At 62.2% G+C, this 21,616-nt stretch carries 21 protein-coding genes; 11 read left to right on the top strand and 10 right to left on the bottom strand.

Translation table 11 applies throughout. The features are described from left to right. Positions 1-17: 17 nt before the first annotated feature. Positions 18-1,208, bottom strand: a complete 1,191-nt coding sequence (locus B9A31_RS24505; protein WP_025754377.1) for an MFS transporter — start codon at positions 1,206-1,208, stop codon at positions 18-20. Positions 1,209-1,325: 117 nt separating this feature from the next. Here B9A31_RS24505 and B9A31_RS24500 point away from each other — a divergent pair, with 117 nt between their 5' ends. Further along, the gene (locus tag B9A31_RS24500; RefSeq protein ID WP_084297489.1) at positions 1,326-2,222 is read left to right on the top strand and encodes a LysR family transcriptional regulator; all 897 of its coding nucleotides are present in this window, start codon (positions 1,326-1,328) and stop codon (positions 2,220-2,222) included. On the opposite strand, the gene B9A31_RS24495 is transcribed toward B9A31_RS24500, so the two are convergent. Then, the gene (locus tag B9A31_RS24495; RefSeq protein WP_025754379.1) at positions 2,203-3,123 is read right to left on the bottom strand and encodes a LysR substrate-binding domain-containing protein; all 921 of its coding nucleotides are present in this window, start codon (positions 3,121-3,123) and stop codon (positions 2,203-2,205) included. The two genes, B9A31_RS24500 and B9A31_RS24495, sit on opposite strands and share 20 nt — an antisense overlap. A 159-nt stretch (positions 3,124-3,282) precedes the next feature. Between B9A31_RS24495 and B9A31_RS24490 the strand changes: the two genes are divergently transcribed. The 7 genes from B9A31_RS24490 (at position 3,283) to B9A31_RS24460 (ending at position 8,601) form a co-directional block, all read left to right on the top strand. Next, entirely contained in the window at positions 3,283-4,071 is a 789-nt protein-coding gene (locus B9A31_RS24490; protein ID WP_025754380.1) for a YqcI/YcgG family protein, read from the top strand. A 2-nt stretch (positions 4,072-4,073) separates the two neighbouring features. Further along, complete coding sequence (locus B9A31_RS24485) at positions 4,074-4,700, top strand: LysE family translocator (protein WP_019099674.1); 627 nt, start codon at positions 4,074-4,076, stop codon at positions 4,698-4,700. Positions 4,701-4,739: 39 nt separating this feature from the next. Beyond that, positions 4,740-5,822 (top strand): hypothetical protein, encoded by a 1,083-nt coding sequence (locus B9A31_RS24480; RefSeq protein ID WP_019099675.1) that lies wholly within the window; start codon positions 4,740-4,742, stop codon positions 5,820-5,822. A 137-nt stretch (positions 5,823-5,959) separates the two neighbouring features. Next, positions 5,960-6,655, top strand: a complete 696-nt coding sequence (locus tag B9A31_RS24475) for an SEL1-like repeat protein (protein ID WP_019099676.1) — start codon at positions 5,960-5,962, stop codon at positions 6,653-6,655. A gap of 100 nt (positions 6,656-6,755) precedes the next feature. Continuing rightward, positions 6,756-7,448: an AzlC family ABC transporter permease gene (locus tag B9A31_RS24470; protein ID WP_025754381.1), complete on the top strand. Its 693-nt coding sequence runs from the start codon at positions 6,756-6,758 to the stop codon at positions 7,446-7,448. Further along, on the top strand, positions 7,445-7,759 hold the full coding sequence (locus B9A31_RS24465; protein WP_016714697.1) for an AzlD domain-containing protein: 315 nt from the start codon (positions 7,445-7,447) through the stop codon (positions 7,757-7,759). The genes B9A31_RS24470 and B9A31_RS24465 overlap by 4 nt, the downstream gene beginning before the upstream one ends. Next, positions 7,756-8,601, top strand: coding sequence for an AraC family transcriptional regulator (locus B9A31_RS24460; protein ID WP_084297477.1), 846 nt, complete (start codon positions 7,756-7,758; stop codon positions 8,599-8,601). Before B9A31_RS24465 ends, B9A31_RS24460 begins: the two co-directional genes overlap by 4 nt. A gap of 54 nt (positions 8,602-8,655) precedes the next feature. Here the strand turns inward: B9A31_RS24460 and B9A31_RS24455 are convergent, their stop codons facing one another. Then, positions 8,656-9,873, bottom strand: a complete 1,218-nt coding sequence (locus B9A31_RS24455; protein WP_084297476.1) for an MFS transporter — start codon at positions 9,871-9,873, stop codon at positions 8,656-8,658. Between the two features lie 402 nt (positions 9,874-10,275). On the opposite strand from B9A31_RS24455, the gene B9A31_RS24450 reads away from it, so the two are divergent. Continuing rightward, positions 10,276-10,503, top strand: coding sequence for a hypothetical protein (locus B9A31_RS24450; RefSeq protein WP_003250422.1), 228 nt, complete (start codon positions 10,276-10,278; stop codon positions 10,501-10,503). Between the two features lie 49 nt (positions 10,504-10,552). Here B9A31_RS24450 and B9A31_RS24445 read toward each other — a convergent pair whose 3' ends face one another. From B9A31_RS24445 to B9A31_RS24425, 5 genes are all read right to left on the bottom strand, one after another. Then, on the bottom strand, positions 10,553-11,035 hold the full coding sequence (locus B9A31_RS24445; protein ID WP_084297475.1) for a copper chaperone PCu(A)C: 483 nt from the start codon (positions 11,033-11,035) through the stop codon (positions 10,553-10,555). Next, a complete protein-coding gene (locus B9A31_RS24440) occupies positions 11,036-11,644 on the bottom strand; it encodes an SCO family protein (RefSeq protein ID WP_016714700.1) in 609 nt (202 codons plus the stop codon). It abuts the gene before it with no gap. A gap of 195 nt (positions 11,645-11,839) precedes the next feature. Beyond that, positions 11,840-12,424 (bottom strand): Fe-S biogenesis protein NfuA, encoded by a 585-nt coding sequence (nfuA, locus tag B9A31_RS24435; protein WP_016714701.1) that lies wholly within the window; start codon positions 12,422-12,424, stop codon positions 11,840-11,842. Between the two features lie 58 nt (positions 12,425-12,482). After that, positions 12,483-13,517, bottom strand: coding sequence for an acyltransferase family protein (locus B9A31_RS24430; protein ID WP_019099680.1), 1,035 nt, complete (start codon positions 13,515-13,517; stop codon positions 12,483-12,485). Between the two features lie 108 nt (positions 13,518-13,625). Beyond that, positions 13,626-15,926 (bottom strand): fatty acid cis/trans isomerase, encoded by a 2,301-nt coding sequence (locus B9A31_RS24425; protein ID WP_084297474.1) that lies wholly within the window; start codon positions 15,924-15,926, stop codon positions 13,626-13,628. A 175-nt stretch (positions 15,927-16,101) separates the two neighbouring features. Between B9A31_RS24425 and metH the strand changes: the two genes are divergently transcribed. Both metH and B9A31_RS24415 read left to right on the top strand, forming a co-directional pair. After that, positions 16,102-19,809, top strand: coding sequence for a methionine synthase (gene metH, locus B9A31_RS24420; protein ID WP_027609719.1), 3,708 nt, complete (start codon positions 16,102-16,104; stop codon positions 19,807-19,809). A gap of 108 nt (positions 19,810-19,917) precedes the next feature. Next, positions 19,918-20,136, top strand: coding sequence for a DUF2970 domain-containing protein (locus B9A31_RS24415; protein ID WP_027609720.1), 219 nt, complete (start codon positions 19,918-19,920; stop codon positions 20,134-20,136). A 309-nt stretch (positions 20,137-20,445) separates the two neighbouring features. Here B9A31_RS24415 and B9A31_RS24410 read toward each other — a convergent pair whose 3' ends face one another. Together B9A31_RS24410 and B9A31_RS24405 are read right to left on the bottom strand one after the other, a co-directional pair. Further along, positions 20,446-20,646, bottom strand: a complete 201-nt coding sequence (locus B9A31_RS24410) for a hypothetical protein (RefSeq protein ID WP_019099684.1) — start codon at positions 20,644-20,646, stop codon at positions 20,446-20,448. A 10-nt stretch (positions 20,647-20,656) separates the two neighbouring features. Then, on the bottom strand, positions 20,657-21,601 hold the full coding sequence (locus B9A31_RS24405; protein WP_143512096.1) for a hypothetical protein: 945 nt from the start codon (positions 21,599-21,601) through the stop codon (positions 20,657-20,659). Positions 21,602-21,616 lie beyond the last annotated feature (15 nt).

The raw sequence follows: 21,616 nt of genomic DNA, 5'->3' as shown, positions 1-21,616 counted from the left end.
AAAAGGATGATTCTACGCTAGCGTGCCCCCGCCACGAAGCCGCTTCTGCGCGCGGCCCAGGCCAACAACCAGGCCACCGCGATCAGCGCGAGCACCACACCACCAAACCCCTCCACCCCTGCCCCGGCCAGTAACAACCCGCCAATGATGCCGCCCAGGGCAATGGCGCTGTTCCACACCGTCACCAGCATCGATTGCGCCACGTCGCCCCCTTCGCCCGCCGCGTCTGCACAGGCCGTCTGCAGCAAGGTCGGCGCGCCGCCGTAGGTCACCCCCCACAAGGCGATACTCAGGTACATCAGCCAGGACGACGCTTGCCCCAAGGCCAGCGTAGCCAGGGCAAAGCCCGCCAGGCTCAAGAGCACCAGCGTGCGCAGATGCCGGTCGACCAGCAGGCCCACCAAACCAATCCCGGCCAGGGCCGACAGGCCGAACACCATCAGCACAGGGCCAATGTCCGCTGCCATGCCGGCCGCCGCCAGCAGTGGCACGATATAGGTGTAGAGAATGTTGTGGCCAAGGATCCAGCTGAGGATCACCAGCAGCACAAGCAACACCCCCGGCGTGCGCAGCACCTGCATGGCGGCCGGGCGCTTGCCAGCGGCCTGTCCGGGGTAGTCCGGCACTGAACGCACCACCCACACCACCAGCAGCAATGCCACTAGGGTGACCACCATGAACGTAGCACGCCAGCCCAACCCCGCACCCAGCCAGGTCGCGATCGGCAAGCCGAGCGACAGGGCAATCGGCTGGCCGAGCATGGCCAGTGCCATGGCCCGCCCCTGCTGCGCCACCGGCACCATGCGCCGGGCGTGGCCGGCTATCAGCCCCCAGGCCAGGCCGGCGGCCGCGCCGGTGAAAAAGCGCAGTACCAGGGTCAGGCTGTTGGAGTCCGACAGGGCCGTCAGCCCGTTGAACAACACAAAACCGACGATGGCCAGCAACAGCGCCCGGCGCCGATACCAGCCCTGAGTCAGGGTTACCAGCGGGATGGCGGTGAGTAATGAGCCCAAGGCATACGCCGTGACCCATTGCCCGGCCATGGCTTGGCTGATGTGCATGCCGTCGGCGATCTGGTCGAGCAAACCGGCCGGCAGGGTTTCACTGAGGATGGCGATGAAGCCGGTCATGGCCAGCGCCAACAGCCCGCTGAGCGGCAAGCGTTCGCTGCTGGCGGACAGCAACGGTGCGGAGGATGTCTGGGACATTGCAGAAGCCTTGAGTAGGAAACGAGGCGAACAGTCTGCAAGGCAAGGCCATTACGGAAAAAGACGGTTACAATGCCGTTCACCCCGGACATCCACGTCCGCAATCAGGAACGCAGCATGGATAGCCTCAGCGGTTTCGTGGTCTTCAATCGGGTGGCCGAAACCCGCAGCTTCGTCGCCGCGAGCCAGTCTTTGGGGATCAGTGCCTCGGCTGTGGGCAAGCGCGTAGCGCGCCTGGAAAGCCGCCTGGGCGTACGCCTGTTCCACCGCAGCACCCGCAGCATCACCCTCACCGCCGAGGGCACGCTGTTCCTCGAGCGTAGCCGGCGCATCCTCGCCGAAATAGAGGCCACCGAGCAGGAACTGTCGCAAGCCAGCGAAACCCCACGCGGGCGCCTGCGGGTGAGCATGCCGCAGGTCACCGGGCTGGTAATGCCGGCGCTGGCCGAGTTCATGGCGCTGTACCCGCAAGTGGAGCTGGACCTGGACTTTTCCGACCGCATGGTGGATATCATCGGCGAAGGTTTCGATGTGGTGATGCGCGGTGGGCAGCCGGTGGATTCACGGCTCAATGCCAAGTTCCTGGGGTATTTCCAGCACCGGCTGGTGGCTTCGCCCGGCTACCTGCGCGAACGCGGCACGCCCGTGCACCCGCGCGACCTGGCGGCGCACACCTGCCTGCATTACCGCTTCCCCAGCAACGGCAAGCTGGAAACCTGGCCGCTGCGCCAGGAGCACCCCGAACACGCCTATGACATCCCCATCTCGATGGTGTGCAACCACGTCGAGACACGCGTCTGCTTCGCTTTGAACCACCGCGGCATCACTTGCCTGCCGGACTTCACCGTGGGCCGTGAACTGGGCAATGGCTCACTGGTGAGCGTGCTCGACGACTTCATGGAGCGGCGCGGCAGCTTCTACCTGCTGTGGCCGTCCGGGCGGCAGATGCCGCCGAAATTGCGGGTGTTCATCGACTTCATGCTCGAACGGGTGTTCAACCGTACAGGTAGTTGATGTCCTTGTAGGCCAGCGGTGGCACCTGGCCGAGCAGGAAGTCACGCAGTTTGTGCATTTGCCGCGCCTTGGGGCTGGCCTTGAGCCAGGTCATGTAGTAGCCGTCGCCGGTGGCCACGGCGTGCTTGAACGGTGTGACCAGGCGCCCGGCCGCCAGGTCGGCGCTGGCCAGCACCAGGTCGACCACCGAAATACCCAGGCCTTGCTGGGCGGCCGAAATGCCCTGGTCGAGGGTATCGAACACTTGCCCCTGATCGATGCTGATATCCAGCGCGTCCATGCGCGCCAGCCAGCGCCGCCAGTCACGGCGGTCCGGGGACGGGTGCAGGAATTCGCATTGGGTCAGGTCGGCCAGGGCCGGCTGCGCTTGCGCCATGTAATCCGGGTGGCACACCGGGATCAACCATTCATCGAACAGCTTGAAGCTCTCGATATCGGCGGGGAAACGCCCGTTGGCCAGGAGAATGGCACAGTCGTAGGGCTCGGAATAGAAGTCCACGCTGTCGATGTCCATCCACACGCTGGACAACTGCACGCTGCAGTTGTCCTCGTGCTTCTTGAAGGCATCCAGTGCCCGCAGCAGCCAGCGCACCGTGAGCGTGGACGGGGCCTTCAGGCGCAAGCCATAGCGGTCCTGGCGCAGCAATGCGCAGGCATTTTCGATGATCTTGAAGCCCACTTTCAGCTCTTGCGCCAGCAGGCGACCGTGCTCGGTCAGGCTGAGCTTGGGGCCACGGCGTTCGAACAGGTCGCAGCCGAACATGGCCTCCAGGGTCTTGATGTGATGGCTGACCGCGCCTTGGGTCAAGGCGAGCTCTTCCGCAGCGCGGGTAAAGGAGCCATAGCGAGAGGCCACCTCGAAGGCACGCAGGGCGTGCAAGGCCTGAATCCGTTCCGACATGGCGACGTCCCGAGCATGAGTAAGACTAATAGTAGGTCATAGTTCCACGCGTTTTACAACGTCAAGAGCGTCTCGGAAAATGCAGGTAAATAATAAACATAACCAAGATCCTGCCTGCATGTGGCTTGAACGCTCACTAAATTTACGCCTGGGGAAATCATGTTTACAGGATATGGAAATTGCTATCGCCTGGATGCGCTAGAGCTAGCCGATGAACATGTCTGGAACACGCAGCACTGGACTTACAAGACCATAGAGCATTTTCGCAGTATTCTCGCCAACCCCAACTTCCCCTGCCTGTTCGGCCGCAAGGCGGTCAACGGCGAAACCTGCCATATTCTTTTCGCGCGCGCCGAGCAGCTCGCCGATGACATCGCCCAAGGCCTGGCCGACTACGTACGCACCGTCACACCGATCAAACCCAAACAGCGCATCGGCAGCCCCCTGGTGGTGTTTCTCGAAACGGCAGCGGGCAGCACCCTGGCCGAACAGCAGGCGCTGGCCTGGAAAGTGTTGCGTGGCGTACATGCGCGCGACCCACACCCGTGGCCGCAAGGCATTCCCACCGACCCCGACGACACCGCCTGGTCGTTCTGCTATGCCGGTATGCCCCTGTTCATCAACATGAATTTCCCCGGCCACCAGCAAATGAAAAGCCGCAACCTGGGGCTGCACATCACCTTCGTCATTAACCCCCGGGAAAACTTCGACGAAGTGGCCAACGCCAATACCGAGAGCGGCAAGAAAATCCGCGAGCGCATTCGCGAGCGCGTGCACCACTACAACGACGGTGTCGTACCTGACACCCTCGGCTTCTTCGGCGATGCCGACAACTACGAGTGGAAGCAGTACCAACTTCAGGAGGCGGGGTCGCTCAACCCGTCGCGCTGCCCGTTCCACGTCCATGCCGCACACCCGGCGGCAACCGACATACTGATCGAGAACTGACCGTGAATACCGCACTTACCGCCACCTATGCCCTCACTGTCCTGCTGCTGATCGCTACCCCCGGCCCGGTGGTGGCACTGATCGTCAACACTGCGGCCGCCTCCGGTTCGCGCAAGGCCATATTTACCGCCGTCGGCACCAACTGGGCGTCACTGGTGCTGATCGGTGCAGCGGCCTGGATCATTCTCACCAGCGCCGCCATCGACAAGGCCTGGCTCAGCACCATGAGCCTGCTGGGCTGCCTTTTCATCGGCTACATCGCGGTGGGCACGTTGAGGGAAGCCCTGAATGCGCCTGCGCCGGAAACGGCGAGCGAAGCCCCCAAGGCCGGGCGTGGCGGGCTGCTGCAAGGGTTCATGGTGGGTATTTCCAACCCGAAAGACATCATTTTCTTCATCGCCTTCTTCCCGCAGTTCATCCAGATCACCGAATCGTTCGGCAAAAGCATGGTGGTCCTGTCGCTGCTGTGGGTGGCCATCGATTTTGCCGTGCTCAGCCTGTACATCTTCGCCATCGGCAAGATCGCCTCGCAGCGGAGCAACCGCATGATAAGCCTGGCTTCCGGGGTGGCCCTGCTGCTGATCGCCGCCGGTGGCCTGCTGTACAACCTCAAGGAACTGGCGGCCTGAACGTGAAGCGCAACACTCGGCGCAACCGAAGGAGCGACCATGACCGCGACTGACATGCGCGCATCTCCTTCGCCGTTGCAGCAGGACTACCAACGCTTTCTGCTGCTGGGCAGCCGGCGTGCCCCGCTCACCGTGCATGTGCACGAAAGTGGCTACCGGTCTGGCACCATCAATACCGATGCGCTCGGCCTGCGCTACAGCCATTGCGCCGGCAAGCGCTTTTCCGCAGCCGAGCGCGGTGGTGCTTCGCGTATCAACCTGCTGGTCGGCGGCTCCACCGCCCTGGGTATCGGCGCCAGCTCCGACGAGCACACGGTGGCCTCACACCTGTCGATGCTCACCGGCGAAGTCTGGCTGAGCCTGGCCGGCTGCGGCCTCAACGCCAGCCAGGAGCTGCTGATGTTCCTGACCCACCAGCACCGCCTTGGCCAGCTCGGCCACGTGGTGGTGCTCAGCGGCCTCAACAGCCTGGCCCACGAAGCCCTCAGTGAAGTCCTCGCCACCCTCAACGGCCCGCAGCACGCCAAGGCCTACCAGGACTTTCTCAACAGTTTCAGCGAAGGCATGCAGCCCGCCGCACCACCCCGTCGGCAGTCGTTGTGGCGGCGTATCCGCCAGGCGTTGGCCACCCCTGCGGTCGCCGCCCCGGTCAGCTGGCCGCTGTCGCCCCCGGAAAAGCGCCTGGCCCGTGCTGCCGATAATATTGGCCGTACCTTGCGCCAGTGGGACCGGCTGCTGGCAGACAGCCACGCCACCCTCACCTTCATTCTGCAGCCGTTGCTGCCCTGGTGCCGGGATACCCTGCCTGCCGGCGAACAGGCCATGCTGACCGCCCTGCAGCAAAAACCGGCGAACTTCGACCGGCTGCTGGAGGGTGCATTCGACAGCCAGTTGCATTCGGCGTTTTTCCGCCGCATCAAGAGCCAGGCCGACCCTGTGCCTTGCTACGACATGAACTGCATGCTCAACAGCTCACCTGTGTTCGGTGCCGACCTGTTCATCGACCGCCTGCACCTGAACGATCTGGGCAACAATGCCCTGGCCAAGGTGATCACCGCCAAACTCGGTCTGGCCCAGGAAAAACACGCCCTGCGCAAGGTCACGCCGATCAAGCTCCTCTGACAGTTGCCGGGTGGTCTTCCGGCCGCTCGCCTGGGTGGCTAGAATACATCGTCGTTCCGATTTGCCCGAGGCGCACGCTTGACCGCCATGAACATCGAAGCCGTCCATCCTTGCCAGGCCGCCCATGGGGCTGGCCTATGAACCGCATGCGACGCCTGCCCCCGCTGTTGATCGCCCTGATGCCACTGGCTGCGCACGCGCTGGAGGTGCGCATCGACCCTCATGCCGACCTGCTCTACCGCCAGGCCCTGCCGTTGCTGGAGCAGGCCGACAACCAGGGCGACGATGCCAATACACTGCGCACAGCCGTTGGCGGCGACCCCGAGCTCAGCCGTCAGGGTCAGGCCCTGGCCCATACCTTGCCGACAGCGGTTGCCCTGCTGAAAAAATCGGTCGAGCTGGGCCACCCGGTCGCGCAGTACCGCCTGGCGCTGTACTACATGACGTATCTGCCCGTCGCGCAAATTCCGGATGCTGCCTGCCCGTTACTCGTGGCCAGCCTCCAGCAGGGTTTCGCCGCACCCGCGCCGGCCATCGCCACCTGGTGCCGGCCCTATAACGTCAGCAACGAGTATCGCGCAGCGCTGGAAGCCATTCCCAGCATGGCCACCGTGTACGCCCCCTACTACCCGCAACCGGCCACCCGCCTGATCTGCAACCGCAGCCGGCCACAAGGCCTGGACATGCTGTGGGGGCGCCAGCGTGACTACCAGGCCGAAGTGTACCGCCTGCTCGGCGACCTCGACCCGCAGCACCGCCTGACCCTGCTGCAGAAGGCCGTGGACATCAATGGCTGCGTGACGGCGCAGCAGCATCTGACCCGCCATCCGTAGTCCCCACCCACAAGGACTCACGTCGACCAGCAAGATCGTTCAAGCCATGCCCCTCCCCCTTCTGGCATGCTGGCCTACCACGTAAAGCATTGCAGCCATCATGCCCCACACCGCCCGCCAAGCCTTTCTCCACGGCGCCATCGCCATTCTCCCCCTGTCCCTGGCCGTCGCCCCCTGGGGGCTGCTGGCCGGTTCCATGGCCATCGAAGCCAACCTCACTGCCTGGGAAGGGCAAGGGCTGTCGGCCATCGTCTTCGCCGGCGCCGCGCAACTGGTGGCCATCGGCATGCTCAAAGGCGGCGCCAACCTGGCGTCGATTCTGCTCACCACCCTGCTGCTGACCTCGCAGCATCTGCTGTACGGCCTGTCGATGCGCCCGGTACTGTCCAGCCAGCCGCTGCGCTGGCGGCTGGGCCTGGGCTTTCTGCTGACCGACGAATTCTTCGCCCTGACCAGCCAGTACGACCAGCAGCAGTTCAACCGCTGGTACGCTCTGGGGGTGGGCCTGACCTTCTACGTGGCCTGGAACCTGTTTACCCTAGCCGGCATCCTGCTGGGCCAGAACATTCCACACCTGGACCAATTGGGCCTGGACTTCTCCATCGTCGCCACCTTCGTCGCCCTGATCGCACCGCTGGTGCGCAACCTGCCCACGGTGGTATGCGTAGCTGTGTCGTTGTTCTGCTCGGTATTGTTCAGCCACTGGCACTGGGAAACCGCCCTGGTGGCCGCAGGCCTGCTGGGCATGAGCGCTGGTTTCATCTGCCAGAAATTTGCAGGAGCCCGAGCATGACCTGGATCCTGATTTTTGCCATGGGCGCCATCGTGTTCCTCAACCGCTATGCGTTCCTGGAACCACGCCTGCCCTTGCGTCTGAGCTCCAACGCCAGGCAGTTCCTTGGCTTTGCCGTGCCGGGCATGCTCACCGCCATCTGCGGCCCGATCATCTTCATGCCCGATCACCAGCTCAACCTGAGCCTGCTCAACCCCTACCTGCTGGGCTCTCTGGTGGCCATCGCCCTGGTGCTGTTGACCCGCAGCGTATTGCTGAGCATGCTGGTGAGCATGTTGATCTTCTTCTTCCTGCGCAGCTGGCTGGCATGAGCACGCCCCTGCGCGAGCAGACACACCTCTGGCAGGCGCCGGCCCTGGGCGACGTCGAGATGCTGCACGCGCGCTACTTCCAGCAGCGCTTCGCCCCGCATGTGCACGAAGGCTACGTCTTCACCGTGATCGAATCCGGCGCCCAGCGCTTCTGGCACCGCGGCAGCGAGCACCTGGCGCCGGTCGGCAGCATGGTGCTGATCAACCCTGACGAGCTGCATACCGGTGCCACAGCCCATGAAGCGGGCTGGCGTTATCGCGGCTTCTACCCCGAGCACGAGCGGGTAACCGGCGTGCTCGACGAGCTGGAACTGGGCCGTCACGGCATGCCCCGTTTCAAGGACAGCGTCATCCAGGACCCTGCCCTGGCCATCGCCTTCAGCCAGCTGCATCAGCTGTCCGAAAACGGCGCCAGCGCCCTGCAGCAACAGACCGCCTGGCGCCAGGCGGTGCTGGCCCTGGTGCAACGCCACGGGCAATGCGCCGAACCCTCGGCCCCCGGCCACGAACCACTGGCCGTGGCCCGCGCCCGCGAACTGCTGGAAAGCCAACTGGCGGACCCGCCCTCGCTCGAAGCGCTGGCGGCGGCCGTCAACCTGTCGCCATTCCACTTCGCCCGGGTATTCCGCCAGGCCACCGGCCTGCCGCCACATGCCTGGCTGAAACAGCGGCGCCTGGCCCGCGCCCGGGAAATGCTGAAGAGCGGCCTGGTTGCTTCGGAGGTGGCGTTTGACCTGGGGTTTGCTGACCAGAGCCATTTGAGCCGGCAGTTCAAGCAGGCGTATGGGGTGACGCCGGGGGCGTATCGGCAGGCTTGTGCTCAATCTTCAATACCCGCCTGAGGCATCGCAATACCAGCTCAAGCCTACCTCCAGGTACCAATACCAAGCAGCGCGTTATGCACTATCGTCGCTATCAAGGGCGCGTCCTTTCAGGTTCCAGCGTACCGGTGCGATGAACAGCATGAGCGTCATCCAGATGAAGGTTGCTGGCCCCGCAAGCACGAAGACCAGGCTGGCAACCAGCCCTGAAACGGCATCCCCAATGACGGCCGTGAAGTAATAAAGGGAAAAGTTCCTGCCAACTTCATGCTCGTTCGATAAGCACTGGATGTTTGTCACGATTGCGATATCGACAAATGCTCCAATGAAGCCAACCAGGAAGAGGATCAGCAGAAACAACCAGGTATTGAACTGCAGCGCCACTGCGGCAGCAAAAAACAGTGCGCCGTAAATTATCCAATAGCGCAGCACCAACCGTGCAGTGGTACGCGGATTGAAGCGAGTGTAGAGCACGCCACCCAGCACGGTGCCTGCCGCCAGCAGTGAGAATACGTAACCCACCGCTGCCTCAGAGGTAAAGTGCTCCAACACCGAAGCCGGGAGAATGAAGCGAATCACCGACGTGGCGAACATCGCACAGAGCGTGGTACAGCCAATAACGGCAAACAACGGGACATTGCTGCCCTTGAGCTGGTTCACGCTGCGCACCGCATCACGGACTATGGCACGCCCATCGAATGCCTGCCGCACGCCTTGCCTTGCTGGCCCCAAGGTAGCAATGGAAATGGCAGACAACACCAGGCATATTGCAAAGAACAAGAAGGTTTCGTCGCGAGATAGCAGTAACACACAGGCCGAAAACACCAACGGCCCAATAATAGAGGCCGTATCTTCGATCACCTGGATACCGCTGTTGACTGAAGCCAGTTCGCCATTTTCCACGATATCCGGAAAGTATGCGCGAAACGTGGGCACATATAGACATTCAAGCGCGGTCATGACCATCGCGAAGGCCACCAGCACGGGCAGTACCGGCGTAAACCAACTGAACAAGGCAAAGAAGGCAAGCGACAGAATGCATTTGGCCAACTCGACCGCAAACAGTGTTCTTTTCTTATCGGCGTTATCTGCCAGCCAACCACCCAAGGGAGAAAACACCATGCTCGGCAAGTAGCGGAAGAAATAAGCGATGCCAATCAACAACAAATCCGCCTCGGCCATAAGTACGATGGTCACGGCAAATGCCGCTTCGAAGGCAAATTCACCGCACTTGGAAAAGCAATAGCCCAATGTAAGTGAGCGCGTTCCGGAGTTAAGACTCAACGCCTGCATAATCGTTGCTTTCCTCAGCCAGCGGTACAGAGGCGACTGAATCTAGAGCTCATCCGCGGCTGGATTCAACATGAAAGTTGTAACAATACCCGCACTGTCAGCGCAGCCAACATTGAGACTCCGAATGTTCCTACGTTCAGTAACTATTGGCGAAGTCAGACCAGTCGCCGCCAAACTGTGTGACAGAACGGCTCAGCACATCTCGTCCGCTTGCAAAGGGTCATGCCACCGGCGACGTAGCGGCATCCACTTTAAACACGATGTTTATTCCTATAGATAAGTAACTCAGTGTTACTCAAACGACGGAGTACTCCTTTTTGCATCCTCAACACCCCTGCAAAGCCATCAGGAGCCCCGCCAACCCTCTGCTACACTGACAAGGCTGAATTGGAGGATCCTGCCATGTCCGAAAGAGAGCTCACCACCCTTCTGTCGCTGATGAACCAGCGCCAGGCCTGCCTGAGCAGTGCCTGCAAGGAGATTGCCGACTGGATCGACCGGCAGGGCGATGTGCCCGCCGCTGGCAAGATCCGCGCAAGCCTCAAGGCGCTGGAGGCCGACGAAGCCCAGGTCCGCAAGACGCTGACCTCGCTGACCCTCGACAGGCCGCTGCCGCGCTTTCGTAGCTGAAGGGTACGGCTGAAAAGAAAAGGGCCGCTAAACGCGGCCCTTCGATCGGTCAGTGCTTCATGTGCATGTGGTCATGCCCACCGCCGGCCTCGGCGTTGAGCGCACGCACCTCAGCCTGCACGTCCACGGTTTCCTTGCCTCCCTTGGCATCTTCGATGGTCAGGGTCAGCGGCACTTTATCGCCTTCCTTCACCTGATCGTTCAGGCCCATCAGCATCACGTGCAGGCCATTCGGGTCCAGGGTCACGGCCTTGCCGGCCGGCAACTCGACGGCCTTGACCTCACGCATGCCCATCACGTCGCCGTTCATGGTCATCTCGTGCACCTGCACGGTCTTGGCCACGGGCGACGCCACGCTTACCAGCTTGCTGTCGCTGCTGGCGGTCAGGGTCATGAAGGCACCGGTGGACTGCTGGTGCGGCACGCTGGCACGGACCCAGGCATCGCTCACAGTGGTCTGGGCCAGGGCCGGCAGGGCCAGGCCCATCAGTGCCAGGGCAGCCAGGCCGCGTTTGATCGGTTGCATCGACATTCAGCAGATCTCCATCAGGGTGACCAGGTCTTCGGCACATTCCTTGGCATTCAGGGAATGGCCCAGGCTCAGGCGCAGGGTGCCACGCGTATCGTAGACGTAGCTGGTGGACGAGTGAGAAATGGTATAGGTGTCACCGGCCGGGACCTTTTCGTAGAACACCTTGAATTCCTTGGCCACTGCGGCAATTTCCTCGGGGGTGCCGGTGAGCGCGGTGAACGTCGGGTCGAAGGCCTTGACGTAGGCATCAAGCACCTCGGGGGTGTCGCGCTCCGGGTCCAGCGTGATGAACACCACCTGGAACAGGTCACGGTCACGGCCCCTCAGCAGCTTGCGGATTTGCGCCGCACGCGCCAGGGTGGTCGGGCAAACGGCCGGGCACTGGGTGAAGCCGAAGAAGACCATCGGCATGCTGCCGTAGAAGCTCGACAGGGTGCGCACGTTACCTTGTGGGTCTTTGAGGCTGAACTTGCGCCCGAGGATTTCGTTGCTCATGTTCTTGCCGTACTTGAACTCGAGCCCCCGGGCCGGGCTGCAGCCTGCCAGCAGGCCGAGCCCGAGAACGCCCATCCCGGCGACAACTGCGCGCCGGGTATACAGATCATTCATGAAACCATCCTTTACAGGGAAGGTGCCGGCCCTCGGGACGGGCCGGCTGAAAAACCGGGGCATTCTGGCATGACACCCCAAGGGGTTCTACCCGACCAAGGCGGGGAAGGCCTGCAACCCTTTGAATACGGGCTGCGGCCTGTTGTCGCAGGGGTTGAAACCGTAACACTTTGTTGCTAGAGAGCCGACCTTGGCTTAGTAGTAGGCGTTCTCTTTCTGGCTGTGGTCGGTCACGTCACGCACGCCCTTCAATTCCGGAACACGCTCGAGCAGGGTGCGCTCGATACCTTCCTTCAGGGTGACATCGGCCTGGCCGCAGCCTTGGCAACCGCCACCGAATTGCAGCACGGCGATGCCGTCGTCGACCACGTCCACCAGGCTGACCTGGCCGCCGTGGCTAGCCAGACCCGGGTTGATCTCGGTCTGCAGGTAGTAGTTGATGCGCTCGTTGATCGGGCTGTCTTCGTTGACCATCGGCACCTTGGCGTTAGGCGCCTTGATGGTCAGCTGGCCACCCATGCGGTCGGTGGCGTAGTCAACCAGTGCGTCTTCCAGGAACGGCACGCTGACCGCATCCAGGTAAGCGGTGAAGCTCTTCAGACCCACGGCGGTGTCGTCAGGCTTCTCTTCGCCCGGCTTGCAGTAGGCAATGCACGTCTCTGCGTACTGGGTGCCCGGCTGGGTGATGAAAATGCGAATGCCGATGCCAGGCGTATTCTGCTTGGAGAGCAGATCGGCCAGGTAGTCATGGGCGGCGTCGGTAATGGTTATAGCGCTCATGTAGGTTCCTCACAGACTTGCCGCCAAGTGTACGCCAACCCGCTCATTGAACAAAGTCCTAGTATTTGACTCGGGAAAGCGCATATTCAGGGGCCGCCCCCCGTGGCGCCGCCAGCCAGGCCTGCATGCGCCGGTACAGCCCGCGCTCCAGCCACTGGTAACTGAACCACGACATTAGTCCAATGGACGGCACGCACAGGGCAAACACCAGATACGGGTTCAACTGCAGGCGCTGGCTGGCGAACCAGCCGGCGTACAGCACCAGCACATGGACCAGGTACACCGAATACGAGCAGTCCCCCAAGGCCTTGAGCAGCCGGTTGCCTTGAAAAAGCGGTTCCAGCGCGATGAAGGCCATCACGATCATGGCGCTCGGCAGGCCCCAATGCAGCAGGCGCTGGGACGCATCCAGGTGATAGATGGCCAGACCCGCCACAACCAGCACGCCCAGCGGCAACCACCGCCCTTGGCGGATCAGCCCACGCCGATACAGCACGCCCAGGCCGATGCCGAGCAAGAACTCGTAGATGATGTCGTTGTTGTAGAAGCGGCTTAGCACACCCAGCCGGCCCAGCACCTCGCTGGCCAGCAACAAGGCCGCGGTAACCAGCAACAGGTGATGACGCCGGCGCACCAGGAAGGCCAGGCCGAACAGCAGGTAGAAGAACATCTCGAAGTTCAGCGTCCAGCCCACGTTCAAGGTCGGGTACAGGCCATAGCCTCCGGGGTTTTCTGCCGGGATGAACAGCATCGACAAGAACAGATGGTGCCAGGTGAACACCTGATGTGGCATCCATTGGCTAAAAGCCAGCAGCAACAGGGCCATCAACACTGTGTAGAACCAGTAGGCCGGCACAATACGCAGCACCCGATTGAGCAGGAACTGGCGCGGTTCGATGGTTTTATCGCGGGTCGACAGGTAGATGACCAGCCCGCTGATGACGAAGAAGATGTCGACGCCTACGGCGCCACGGTCGGTAAGCAGTTGGCCAATGGGGCCGGTGGCGTGGAAGTCGAAGAAGATCTGCATGAAGTGGTGGCAGACCACCACCCAGGCGGCGAACGCCCGCAGTGCCTGAAGCGAATACAGCATGAAGTACCCTGCGCTTGCCGGTGCGTTGAGGCCTTGGGAGCCTATGACAGCTCCCAGACCACCCAACCTGTCCGACCGCAGGGTACCCGGAAAGGTCAGCTCACCCGATCAGAGGTTTTCATAGCGGTTCATGTCCAGCACCCCCGCCTCCACCGGCTGGGTCTCCTTGATGAAGCTGTTCAAGTCATGGAAGTAGCGCCAGAACTCAGGGTGACTACGGCGCACGCCCCAGCGCATGACGATGCGCTCGAACTTCGCCGGGTCATCTTTGGCATACTCCATGTCCTCGACGAACTCCGCCACATCCTTGGTCGGGATGTTGAAGATGAAGTTCGGGTAGCTGCTGAGCACACCCGGTGCCAACGTCAAGGTATCCAGCCCCGGCTGATAGCGGTACGCCTCACCCAGCAGGAACGCCACGTTGCTGTGCGCACGGTTGCGCAGCAGGCTGTACACCTGGCGCTCGCCGCCCTGCCCTTCGATACGCAGCATGGTTGCCTCGGGCAACTGGTTGATCACCTTCAGCCCCGCAGCCGGGCGCGACACCAGGCGGCTGAGCGACTGCTCGGCATTGCGGAACTCTTCGCTCATCTGCGGCCGTGAGCAGAACGCGCCCTGGCAGCGGTTGATCGGGTCGGGCGTGGCATTCAGGCTGCCGGTGCGCTGCAACAGCTTCAGGCCAAAGTCGCGCTTGGGGTTGCGCGGGTCAAGCTGGATACCACTCGGGGTGTCGGTGTCGATGTCCTCATAGTCCATCCACATCTTCACCTTGCCGCTGTTCTGGTACCAGTCACCCAGGATCGCCTTGCGCTGGTCGGCCGGCATCAGGCGCAAGAAGTTGATCTCGGCACCGTTGCGAATCAGGTCGAAATACAGGCGCGTCTGCAATTGGTGCGAAACATTGCCGAACACGTCAAAGTTGACCGCCAACTGGTAATAGGTGCGCTCGAACAACGGGTAGTCGAACAACCACACGGTCAACGGCACGTCACCGATCAGGCCCTTGCTTACCGACGCGCTGTCGAAATGGCGGAAGATGCTCAGCAACGCGTTGTCGTTACCGGCCCACAAGGTCGACCAGCCCGGTGCCGGCATGTCGGCATAGGCGTCACGGCGCAGCTTTTCGTACTCGTTGCGCTTGTCGCGGTAGGCGTGCCACAGGCTCAGCACACTGCCCACGTCATCGATCTGGCCCGGCATGGCCAGCAACGGCGTGGCCTCGCCACGGTATTTGGCGTCGGTGATGTAACGGTCGAAGGCCGGCTCCTGGAACAGCGCCCAGAAGTTATCGCGGATCACGTCAGTGGCGATCTGCCCACGGCACACAGGGCCCCGGATGAAAGTGCGCACGAAGTATTCGGCGTTATCCAGCATGAACTGGTAACGCGCCACTGCCGGGATCGCCTCGAAGGTTTCGAACGGGTTGGCCCGGTGACGCGGGCCGTAGCCCGGCAGTGCGGTGGCGTGCCAGTCGCCGGCATAGAACAGCTGCTTGACCCGTTTAAGTTTCTGCGGCCCCATCGGGTAGGTGATGTGCGTCTTGTGCACGATCACACCCTGCACCGGGATCAACCGATAGTAGAAGTCGGTGCCGGGCGGGTCGTTGGGGCGGCGCGTGGCAATGATATCGACCGGCTTGCCGCTCGGCGTGCGCGAACGCACCCACTGGAAGAAGTGCCCCTGCTCCCCCCCAACGAAGTAGATATGCGCCAGGAACAGGTGTTCGTACAGCCAGCGGCCTACCAGCGCCTCGGTGGAGCCCGGACGGTTGAGCAGCTCTTCCCACTCGGTGATCTGCCGGGCTTCGGCTGCGCTTGGCTTGATCGGCTGGTATTCCACCGGCGCACCCGCTGCCAGCCAGCGGCGCAGGGTGTCGTATTCCTTGTCGGTCAGCCCGGTCACCGCCAACGGCATACCCTCTTTGGGGTGGGCGCCGGCATAGGCGTCGAATTCATGGGGCAGCGGGCACATGTTGTTGCGGTTCAGGCCCAGGACAATGTCCTCGGGCAACTTGGCGTTGGGCGTGAGTGGGGTCTTGTGCCCCAGTTCCAGCATCCGCGCCATCAGTGCGGCCTGGCTGCCCTGGTTGTCGAGCACCGAATAGAAGCCCTTCTTGCGCCATTCCTCTTCGCTGTGAGCGTCGTAGAACAGCCGCGTGGTAGGCACCGCCTTGCTACGCTCGCCCTGGTACACCGGGACCTTGCTGGCCCCGCGCACCGCGCCTTCCGGGCTTTCCAGCTTGAGTTGGCAGGCAGCGTCGTTGCAGGCGTGGCAGGCCACGCACTTCTCGGTGAAGATCGGTTGAATGTCCCGGGTGTAGGAAATAGCCGGGCTCGACTGGGGGGCTTGCCCGAACACCGCGCCGCTGATGAGCAGGGCGAAGGCGCCGGCAAGGATACGATGCACCATGTGCGAAAAGTCCTGGTTCTTGAAAGCCATCACGATTGTGCCTGGTCGTCCTTGGGTGCTGGTAATCGCGCCAACAACATGAGCAGTTTTCATGCAAATGGGCGATGTGCGTAAAAACCGCGCAGCTTTGTTATGATTCCGCACCTTCTGATTTTTGCCCGACCAGGTAGTTCCTATGTCCGACCGCAGCGCTCGTCTCCAAGCACTCCAGAACGCACTCAAAGAGCGCATCCTGATCCTCGACGGCGGCATGGGTACTATGATCCAAAGCTACCGTCTCGAGGAACACGACTATCGTGGCACGCGTTTCGCCGATTGGCCAAGCGATGTCAAAGGCAACAACGACCTGTTGCTGCTCAGCCGCCCGGACGTGATCGCCGCCATCGAGAAAGCCTACCTGGATGCCGGCGCCGATATTCTCGAAACCAACACCTTCAACGCCACGCAGATTTCCCAGGCCGACTACGGCATGGAGTCGCTGGTCTACGAACTGAACGTCGAAGGCGCGCGCATCGCCCGCCAGGTAGCGGATGCCAAGACCCTGGAAACCCCCGACAAACCACGCTTTGTCGCCGGCGTGCTCGGCCCTACCAGCCGCACCTGCTCGATTTCCCCGGACGTCAACGACCCTGGCTACCGCAACGTCACCTTCGATGAGCTGGTCGAAAACTACATCGAGGCCACCCGCGGCCTGATCGAGGGCGGCGCCGACCTGATCCTGATCGAAACCATCTTCGACACCCTCAACGCCAAGGCGGCGATCTTTGCCGTGCAGCAAGTGTTCGAGGACGACAACGTCGAACTGCCGATCATGATCTCCGGCACCATCACCGACGCCTCCGGCCGTACCCTGTCCGGCCAGACCACCGAAGCGTTCTGGAACTCGGTGCGCCACGCCAAGCCGATTTCCGTGGGCCTGAACTGCGCCCTCGGCGCCAAGGACCTGCGCCCGTACCTGGAAGAGCTGGCGACCAAAGCCGACACCCATGTTTCGGCCCACCCCAACGCCGGCCTGCCGAACGCCTTCGGTGAATACGACGAGACCCCGGCGGAAATGGCTGCGGTGGTCGAGGAATTCGCCGCCAGCGGCTTCCTGAACATCATCGGCGGCTGCTGTGGTACCACCCCAGGCCACATCCAGGCCATTGCCGAAGCCGTGGCCAAGTACAAGCCGCGTGAGATCCCGGAAATCGCCAAGGCCTGCCGCCTGTCGGGCCTGGAGCCGTTCACCATCGACCGCCAGTCGCTGTTCGTCAACGTCGGCGAGCGCACCAACATCACCGGCTCCGCCAAGTTCGCCCGGCTGATCCGTGAAGAGAACTATACCGAAGCCCTGGAAGTCGCCCTGCAGCAGGTCGAGGCCGGCGCCCAGGTGATCGACATCAACATGGACGAAGGGATGCTCGACTCCCAGGCCGCCATGGTCCGCTTCCTCAACCTGATCGCCGGTGAGCCGGACATTTCCCGCGTGCCGATCATGATCGACTCGTCCAAGTGGGACGTGATCGAGGCGGGCCTCAAGTGCATCCAGGGCAAGGGCATCGTCAACTCCATTTCCATGAAGGAAGGCGTCGAGCAGTTCAAGCATCACGCCCGCCTGTGCAAGCGCTACGGCGCTGCCGTGGTGGTGATGGCCTTCGACGAGGTCGGCCAGGCCGACACCGCCGCGCGCAAGAAGGAAATCTGCCAGCGCAGCTATGACATTCTGGTCAATGAAGTGGGCTTCCCACCGGAAGACATCATCTTCGACCCGAACATCTTTGCCGTCGCCACCGGTATCGAAGAGCACAACAACTACGCCGTCGATTTCATCGAGGCCTGTGCCTACATCCGCGATCACCTGCCCCATGCGCTGAGTTCGGGCGGTGTGTCCAACGTGTCGTTCTCGTTCCGTGGTAACAACCCGGTGCGTGAAGCGATCCACTCGGTGTTCCTGTACCACGCGATCCAGAACGGCCTGACCATGGGTATCGTCAACGCCGGCCAGCTGGAAATCTACGACGAGATCCCGGCGGCACTGCGCGAAAAAGTCGAGGACGTGGTACTCAACCGCACCCCGCACGGCACCGACGCACTGCTGGCGATCGCTGACGACTACCGGGGCGGCGGCGCCACCAAGGAAGTGGAAAACGAAGAGTGGCGCTCGCTGCCGGTGGAAAAACGCCTGGAGCACGCGCTGGTCAAGGGCATCACCGCGTTCATCGTTGAAGACACCGAAGAATGCCGTCAGCAGTGCGCACGCCCGATCGAAGTGATCGAAGGCCCGCTGATGAACGGCATGAACGTGGTCGGCGACCTGTTCGGCGCGGGCAAGATGTTCCTGCCCCAGGTGGTCAAGTCGGCCCGCGTGATGAAGCAGGCCGTGGCGCACCTGATCCCGTTCATCGAGGCCGAAAAAGGCGACAAGCCGGAAGCCAAGGGCAAGATCCTGATGGCCACGGTCAAAGGCGATGTGCATGACATCGGCAAGAATATCGTCGGCGTGGTACTGGGCTGTAACGGCTACGACATCGTCGACCTCGGCGTGATGGTGCCGGCCGAAAAAATTCTGCAAACCGCCCGCGAACAGAAGTGCGACATCATCGGCCTGTCCGGCCTGATTACCCCGTCGCTGGACGAGATGGTCCACGTTGCCCGCGAAATGCAGCGCCAGGGCTTCGAGCTGCCACTGATGATCGGTGGTGCCACCACCTCCAAGGCGCACACTGCGGTCAAGATCGAGCCCAAGTACAGCAACGATGCCGTGGTCTATGTCACCGACGCCTCCCGCGCGGTGGGCGTGGCGACCCAACTGCTGTCCAAGGAACTCAAGCCGGGCTTCGTCGAGAAAACCCGCCAGGAATACGTGGAAGTCCGCGAGCGCACCGCCAACCGCAGCGCCCGCACCGAGCGCCTGAGCTACAGCCAGGCCATCGCCGCCAAGCCGCAGTACGACTGGGCCGGCTACCAGCCAGCGGTGCCCTCCTTCACCGGCGTCAAGGTGCTGGAAGACATCGACCTGCGCACCCTGGCCGAATACATCGACTGGACCCCGTTCTTCATCTCCTGGGACCTGGCCGGCAAGTTCCCGCGGATCCTCACCGACGAAGTGGTCGGCGAGGCGGCCACGGCGCTGTACAAAGATGCCCGCGAGATGCTCGACAAGCTGATCGACGAGAAGCTGATCAGCGCCCGCGCGGTGTTCGGGTTCTGGCCAGCCAACCAGGTGGCCGATGACGACATCGAGGTGTACGGCGAGGACGGCCAGCCGTTGGCCACCCTGCACCACCTGCGCCAGCAAACCATCAAACCGGATGGCAAGCCCAACTGGTCGCTGGCCGACTTCGTCGCGCCAAAAACCAGCGGCGTCACAGACTATGTGGGCGGGTTCATCACCACCGCCGGCATCGGTGCCGAGGAAGTGGCCAAGGCTTACCAGGACAAAGGCGACGACTACAGCTCGATCATGGTCAAGGCCCTGGCCGACCGCCTGGCCGAAGCCTGCGCCGAGTGGCTGCACGAGCAGGTGCGTAAAGAGCACTGGGGCTATGCCCGCGACGAGCACCTGGACAACGAGGCGCTGATCAAGGAGCAGTACAGCGGTATTCGCCCGGCCCCGGGCTACCCGGCCTGCCCCGACCACACCGAGAAGGAAACCCTGTTCCGCCTGCTCGATGGCACCGCCATCGGCGAAACCGGGCCGAGCGGCGTGTTCCTGACCGAGCACTTCGCGATGTTCCCGGCGGCGGCGGTCAGCGGCTGGTACTTTGCCCACCCGCAGGCGCAATACTTTGCCGTGGGCAAGGTGGACAAGGACCAGATCGAAAGTTACAGCGCGCGTAAAGGCCAGGAGGTGAGCGTGAGCGAGCGCTGGCTGGCGCCTAACCTTGGGTACGACAGCTAAAACTGCGCTGGCTTCTTCGCGGGCAAGCCCGCGAAGAGGCCGACACAGACAACCTCATAGCCATTGCCTACACTGTCCCTGATTGCCTCTGATTTCTCAGGAGCCACCATGGACGATTCCAGCCAGGGCAAACCGCCTACCTTCTGGCAGATGCTGCACAGCATTCTCGCCGCCGCCTTCGGCGTGCAAAGCGGCAAGAACCGCGCTCGCGACTTCACCCACGGCAAAGCCAGCCATTTCATCGCATTGGGGACGCTGTTCACCCTGGTGTTCATTGCCGTCTTGATCGGCCTGGTGCAACTGGCCCTGCACCTTAGCGCCCGCTAGAAATGAAAACGCCTGCGGGATTCCCTCCCGCAGGCGCTCTGACGGCTTCATGGTCTTGAGAACAAGTCTACTGGTGGCTGACCCAGTACACGGCAGTGACCACCACCAACACGATCAGGCAGAGGATCGCCCAGGCATCGACGCTGCTGTCAGCTTTGCGGACCTTGGTTGAGTTTCCCATTGCATTGCCTCTTGTAGTGGTTATGGGAATGCACTTCACCACCAGCAGTTAAGACGAGCAATGCCCTTTCCTCAAGCAGGGTCTTTTGCCTGGCGACGGGTGACGCGCCCACCGCCAAGCCAGGCCGTTCAAGCATTGGCAAGGCCCGCATCCCTGGCCACTGCATCATTCATCACCAGCAGAAAACCACTGGCCCTGTTCTCCAGAACGAATACCCGCAACCCCAGTTCGAGGAAAGCGCGCTCCTTGTAAGGGGAATAAGCGTTGGTAATGATGACCCGTCCCCGATTGCGGACAAAGGGCATGACATGGTCCTCGACGTGTTTCATGAATTGCACTTCATGTAGCCCAGAGGTCGCCTCGGAACGCACGGGCAAATACCTGCATCGCCGTTAACCCTTGCGCAGCATCTGCTACGAAAAGCCGCCCCTCGGGCGATGTACCCGCATAAATGTACGTGCCGCTGGCGGTGCTCAATGCGAACACGGGCAGCTCATGCCCTTCCACCCTCAGCATGAAGTTGCCCTTGTGCAGGGCCTGGCCCACTGGGGGCAAGCCATAACTCAAAACCCTCGGCAGGGCGAGGCTGCCACTCGCTTGCAGTTGCAGGTGCTGCGCCGCCGTGATGTCCCCCACCTTCAAGGCATTGAGCAGTGAAATCTCGAAGTTGGCATTCGACTCACGCCTGATCGTCGAGGCTACCTGCTCCTGTGCCAGCCAGGCATCGCACCGGATGGCAATCGATTCACCGATGTCCAGTTCACGCCCCATGCTGACGATCTCATCGACCGTTACCTGGCTGCCATCCTGTTTGCCGAACACAGCGCCATTGAGCGTGAGCCAACTGTTGTCGACAAAATCGTTCGCATCCCTGGTCAGGCGGGGTTGCGCAAGTTGGACAGGGGTACCACGGGAGAGCCAGGCCCAGAGCGGTTCGCTGACCGCAGGTTTTTCCGGTCGGGCGGTGTGAATGCGCACAGCATCCACCTGCACTTCATGCCCACAGCACGCCGTGAGGTGGGCACTGACCTGCGCCTTGACACCCTGAACGATCTTCATGAGTGCATCGGCACCCACCCGGGGCGTGCCATATAAAGCGTCCAGCCTGGCGCGCTGCGCTTTGTTCAACGTCCCGTAGAACGTCTTTGTTACAGCCAGTGCCTTGGCCACCAGATCAGCCGCATTACGTTCCTCCGCGGTCAGCAGAATGGGTTCATGACCAGAGGGGTATAAGGTGATGCCTGGCTCTACCTCAGCCGTGGCTGCATTGCTGGCGACAGACAAATCGGACAAGACAGG

Origin of the sequence: Pseudomonas sp. URIL14HWK12:I5, assembly GCF_900176445.1 — a bacterium.
GTDB lineage: Bacteria > Pseudomonadota > Gammaproteobacteria > Pseudomonadales > Pseudomonadaceae > Aquipseudomonas > Aquipseudomonas monteilii.
The sequence above is the reverse complement of the archived record's forward strand: the minus strand, read 5'-3'. Positions and strand labels throughout refer to the sequence as shown.

Bases quoted from the DNA above. Each gene is read 5' to 3' on its own strand.
- B9A31_RS24505 (WP_025754377.1), bottom strand. From the start codon at position 1,208: ATGTCCCAGACATCCTCCGCACCGTTGCTGTCCGCCAGCAGCGAACGC.
- B9A31_RS24500 (WP_084297489.1), top strand. From the start codon at position 1,326: ATGGATAGCCTCAGCGGTTTCGTGGTCTTCAATCGGGTGGCCGAAACC.
- B9A31_RS24495 (WP_025754379.1), bottom strand. From the start codon at position 3,123: ATGTCGGAACGGATTCAGGCCTTGCACGCCCTGCGTGCCTTCGAGGTG.
- B9A31_RS24490 (WP_025754380.1), top strand. From the start codon at position 3,283: ATGTTTACAGGATATGGAAATTGCTATCGCCTGGATGCGCTAGAGCTA.
- B9A31_RS24480 (WP_019099675.1), top strand. From the start codon at position 4,740: ATGACCGCGACTGACATGCGCGCATCTCCTTCGCCGTTGCAGCAGGAC.
- B9A31_RS24475 (WP_019099676.1), top strand. From the start codon at position 5,960: ATGAACCGCATGCGACGCCTGCCCCCGCTGTTGATCGCCCTGATGCCA.
- B9A31_RS24470 (WP_025754381.1), top strand. From the start codon at position 6,756: ATGCCCCACACCGCCCGCCAAGCCTTTCTCCACGGCGCCATCGCCATT.
- B9A31_RS24465 (WP_016714697.1), top strand. From the start codon at position 7,445: ATGACCTGGATCCTGATTTTTGCCATGGGCGCCATCGTGTTCCTCAAC.
- B9A31_RS24460 (WP_084297477.1), top strand. From the start codon at position 7,756: ATGAGCACGCCCCTGCGCGAGCAGACACACCTCTGGCAGGCGCCGGCC.
- B9A31_RS24455 (WP_084297476.1), bottom strand. From the start codon at position 9,873: ATGCAGGCGTTGAGTCTTAACTCCGGAACGCGCTCACTTACATTGGGC.
- B9A31_RS24450 (WP_003250422.1), top strand. From the start codon at position 10,276: ATGTCCGAAAGAGAGCTCACCACCCTTCTGTCGCTGATGAACCAGCGC.
- B9A31_RS24445 (WP_084297475.1), bottom strand. From the start codon at position 11,035: ATGTCGATGCAACCGATCAAACGCGGCCTGGCTGCCCTGGCACTGATG.
- B9A31_RS24440 (WP_016714700.1), bottom strand. From the start codon at position 11,644: ATGAATGATCTGTATACCCGGCGCGCAGTTGTCGCCGGGATGGGCGTT.
- nfuA (WP_016714701.1), bottom strand. From the start codon at position 12,424: ATGAGCGCTATAACCATTACCGACGCCGCCCATGACTACCTGGCCGAT.
- B9A31_RS24430 (WP_019099680.1), bottom strand. From the start codon at position 13,517: ATGCTGTATTCGCTTCAGGCACTGCGGGCGTTCGCCGCCTGGGTGGTG.
- B9A31_RS24425 (WP_084297474.1), bottom strand. From the start codon at position 15,926: ATGGTGCATCGTATCCTTGCCGGCGCCTTCGCCCTGCTCATCAGCGGC.
- metH (WP_027609719.1), top strand. From the start codon at position 16,102: ATGTCCGACCGCAGCGCTCGTCTCCAAGCACTCCAGAACGCACTCAAA.
- B9A31_RS24415 (WP_027609720.1), top strand. From the start codon at position 19,918: ATGGACGATTCCAGCCAGGGCAAACCGCCTACCTTCTGGCAGATGCTG.
- B9A31_RS24410 (WP_019099684.1), bottom strand. From the start codon at position 20,646: ATGAAACACGTCGAGGACCATGTCATGCCCTTTGTCCGCAATCGGGGA.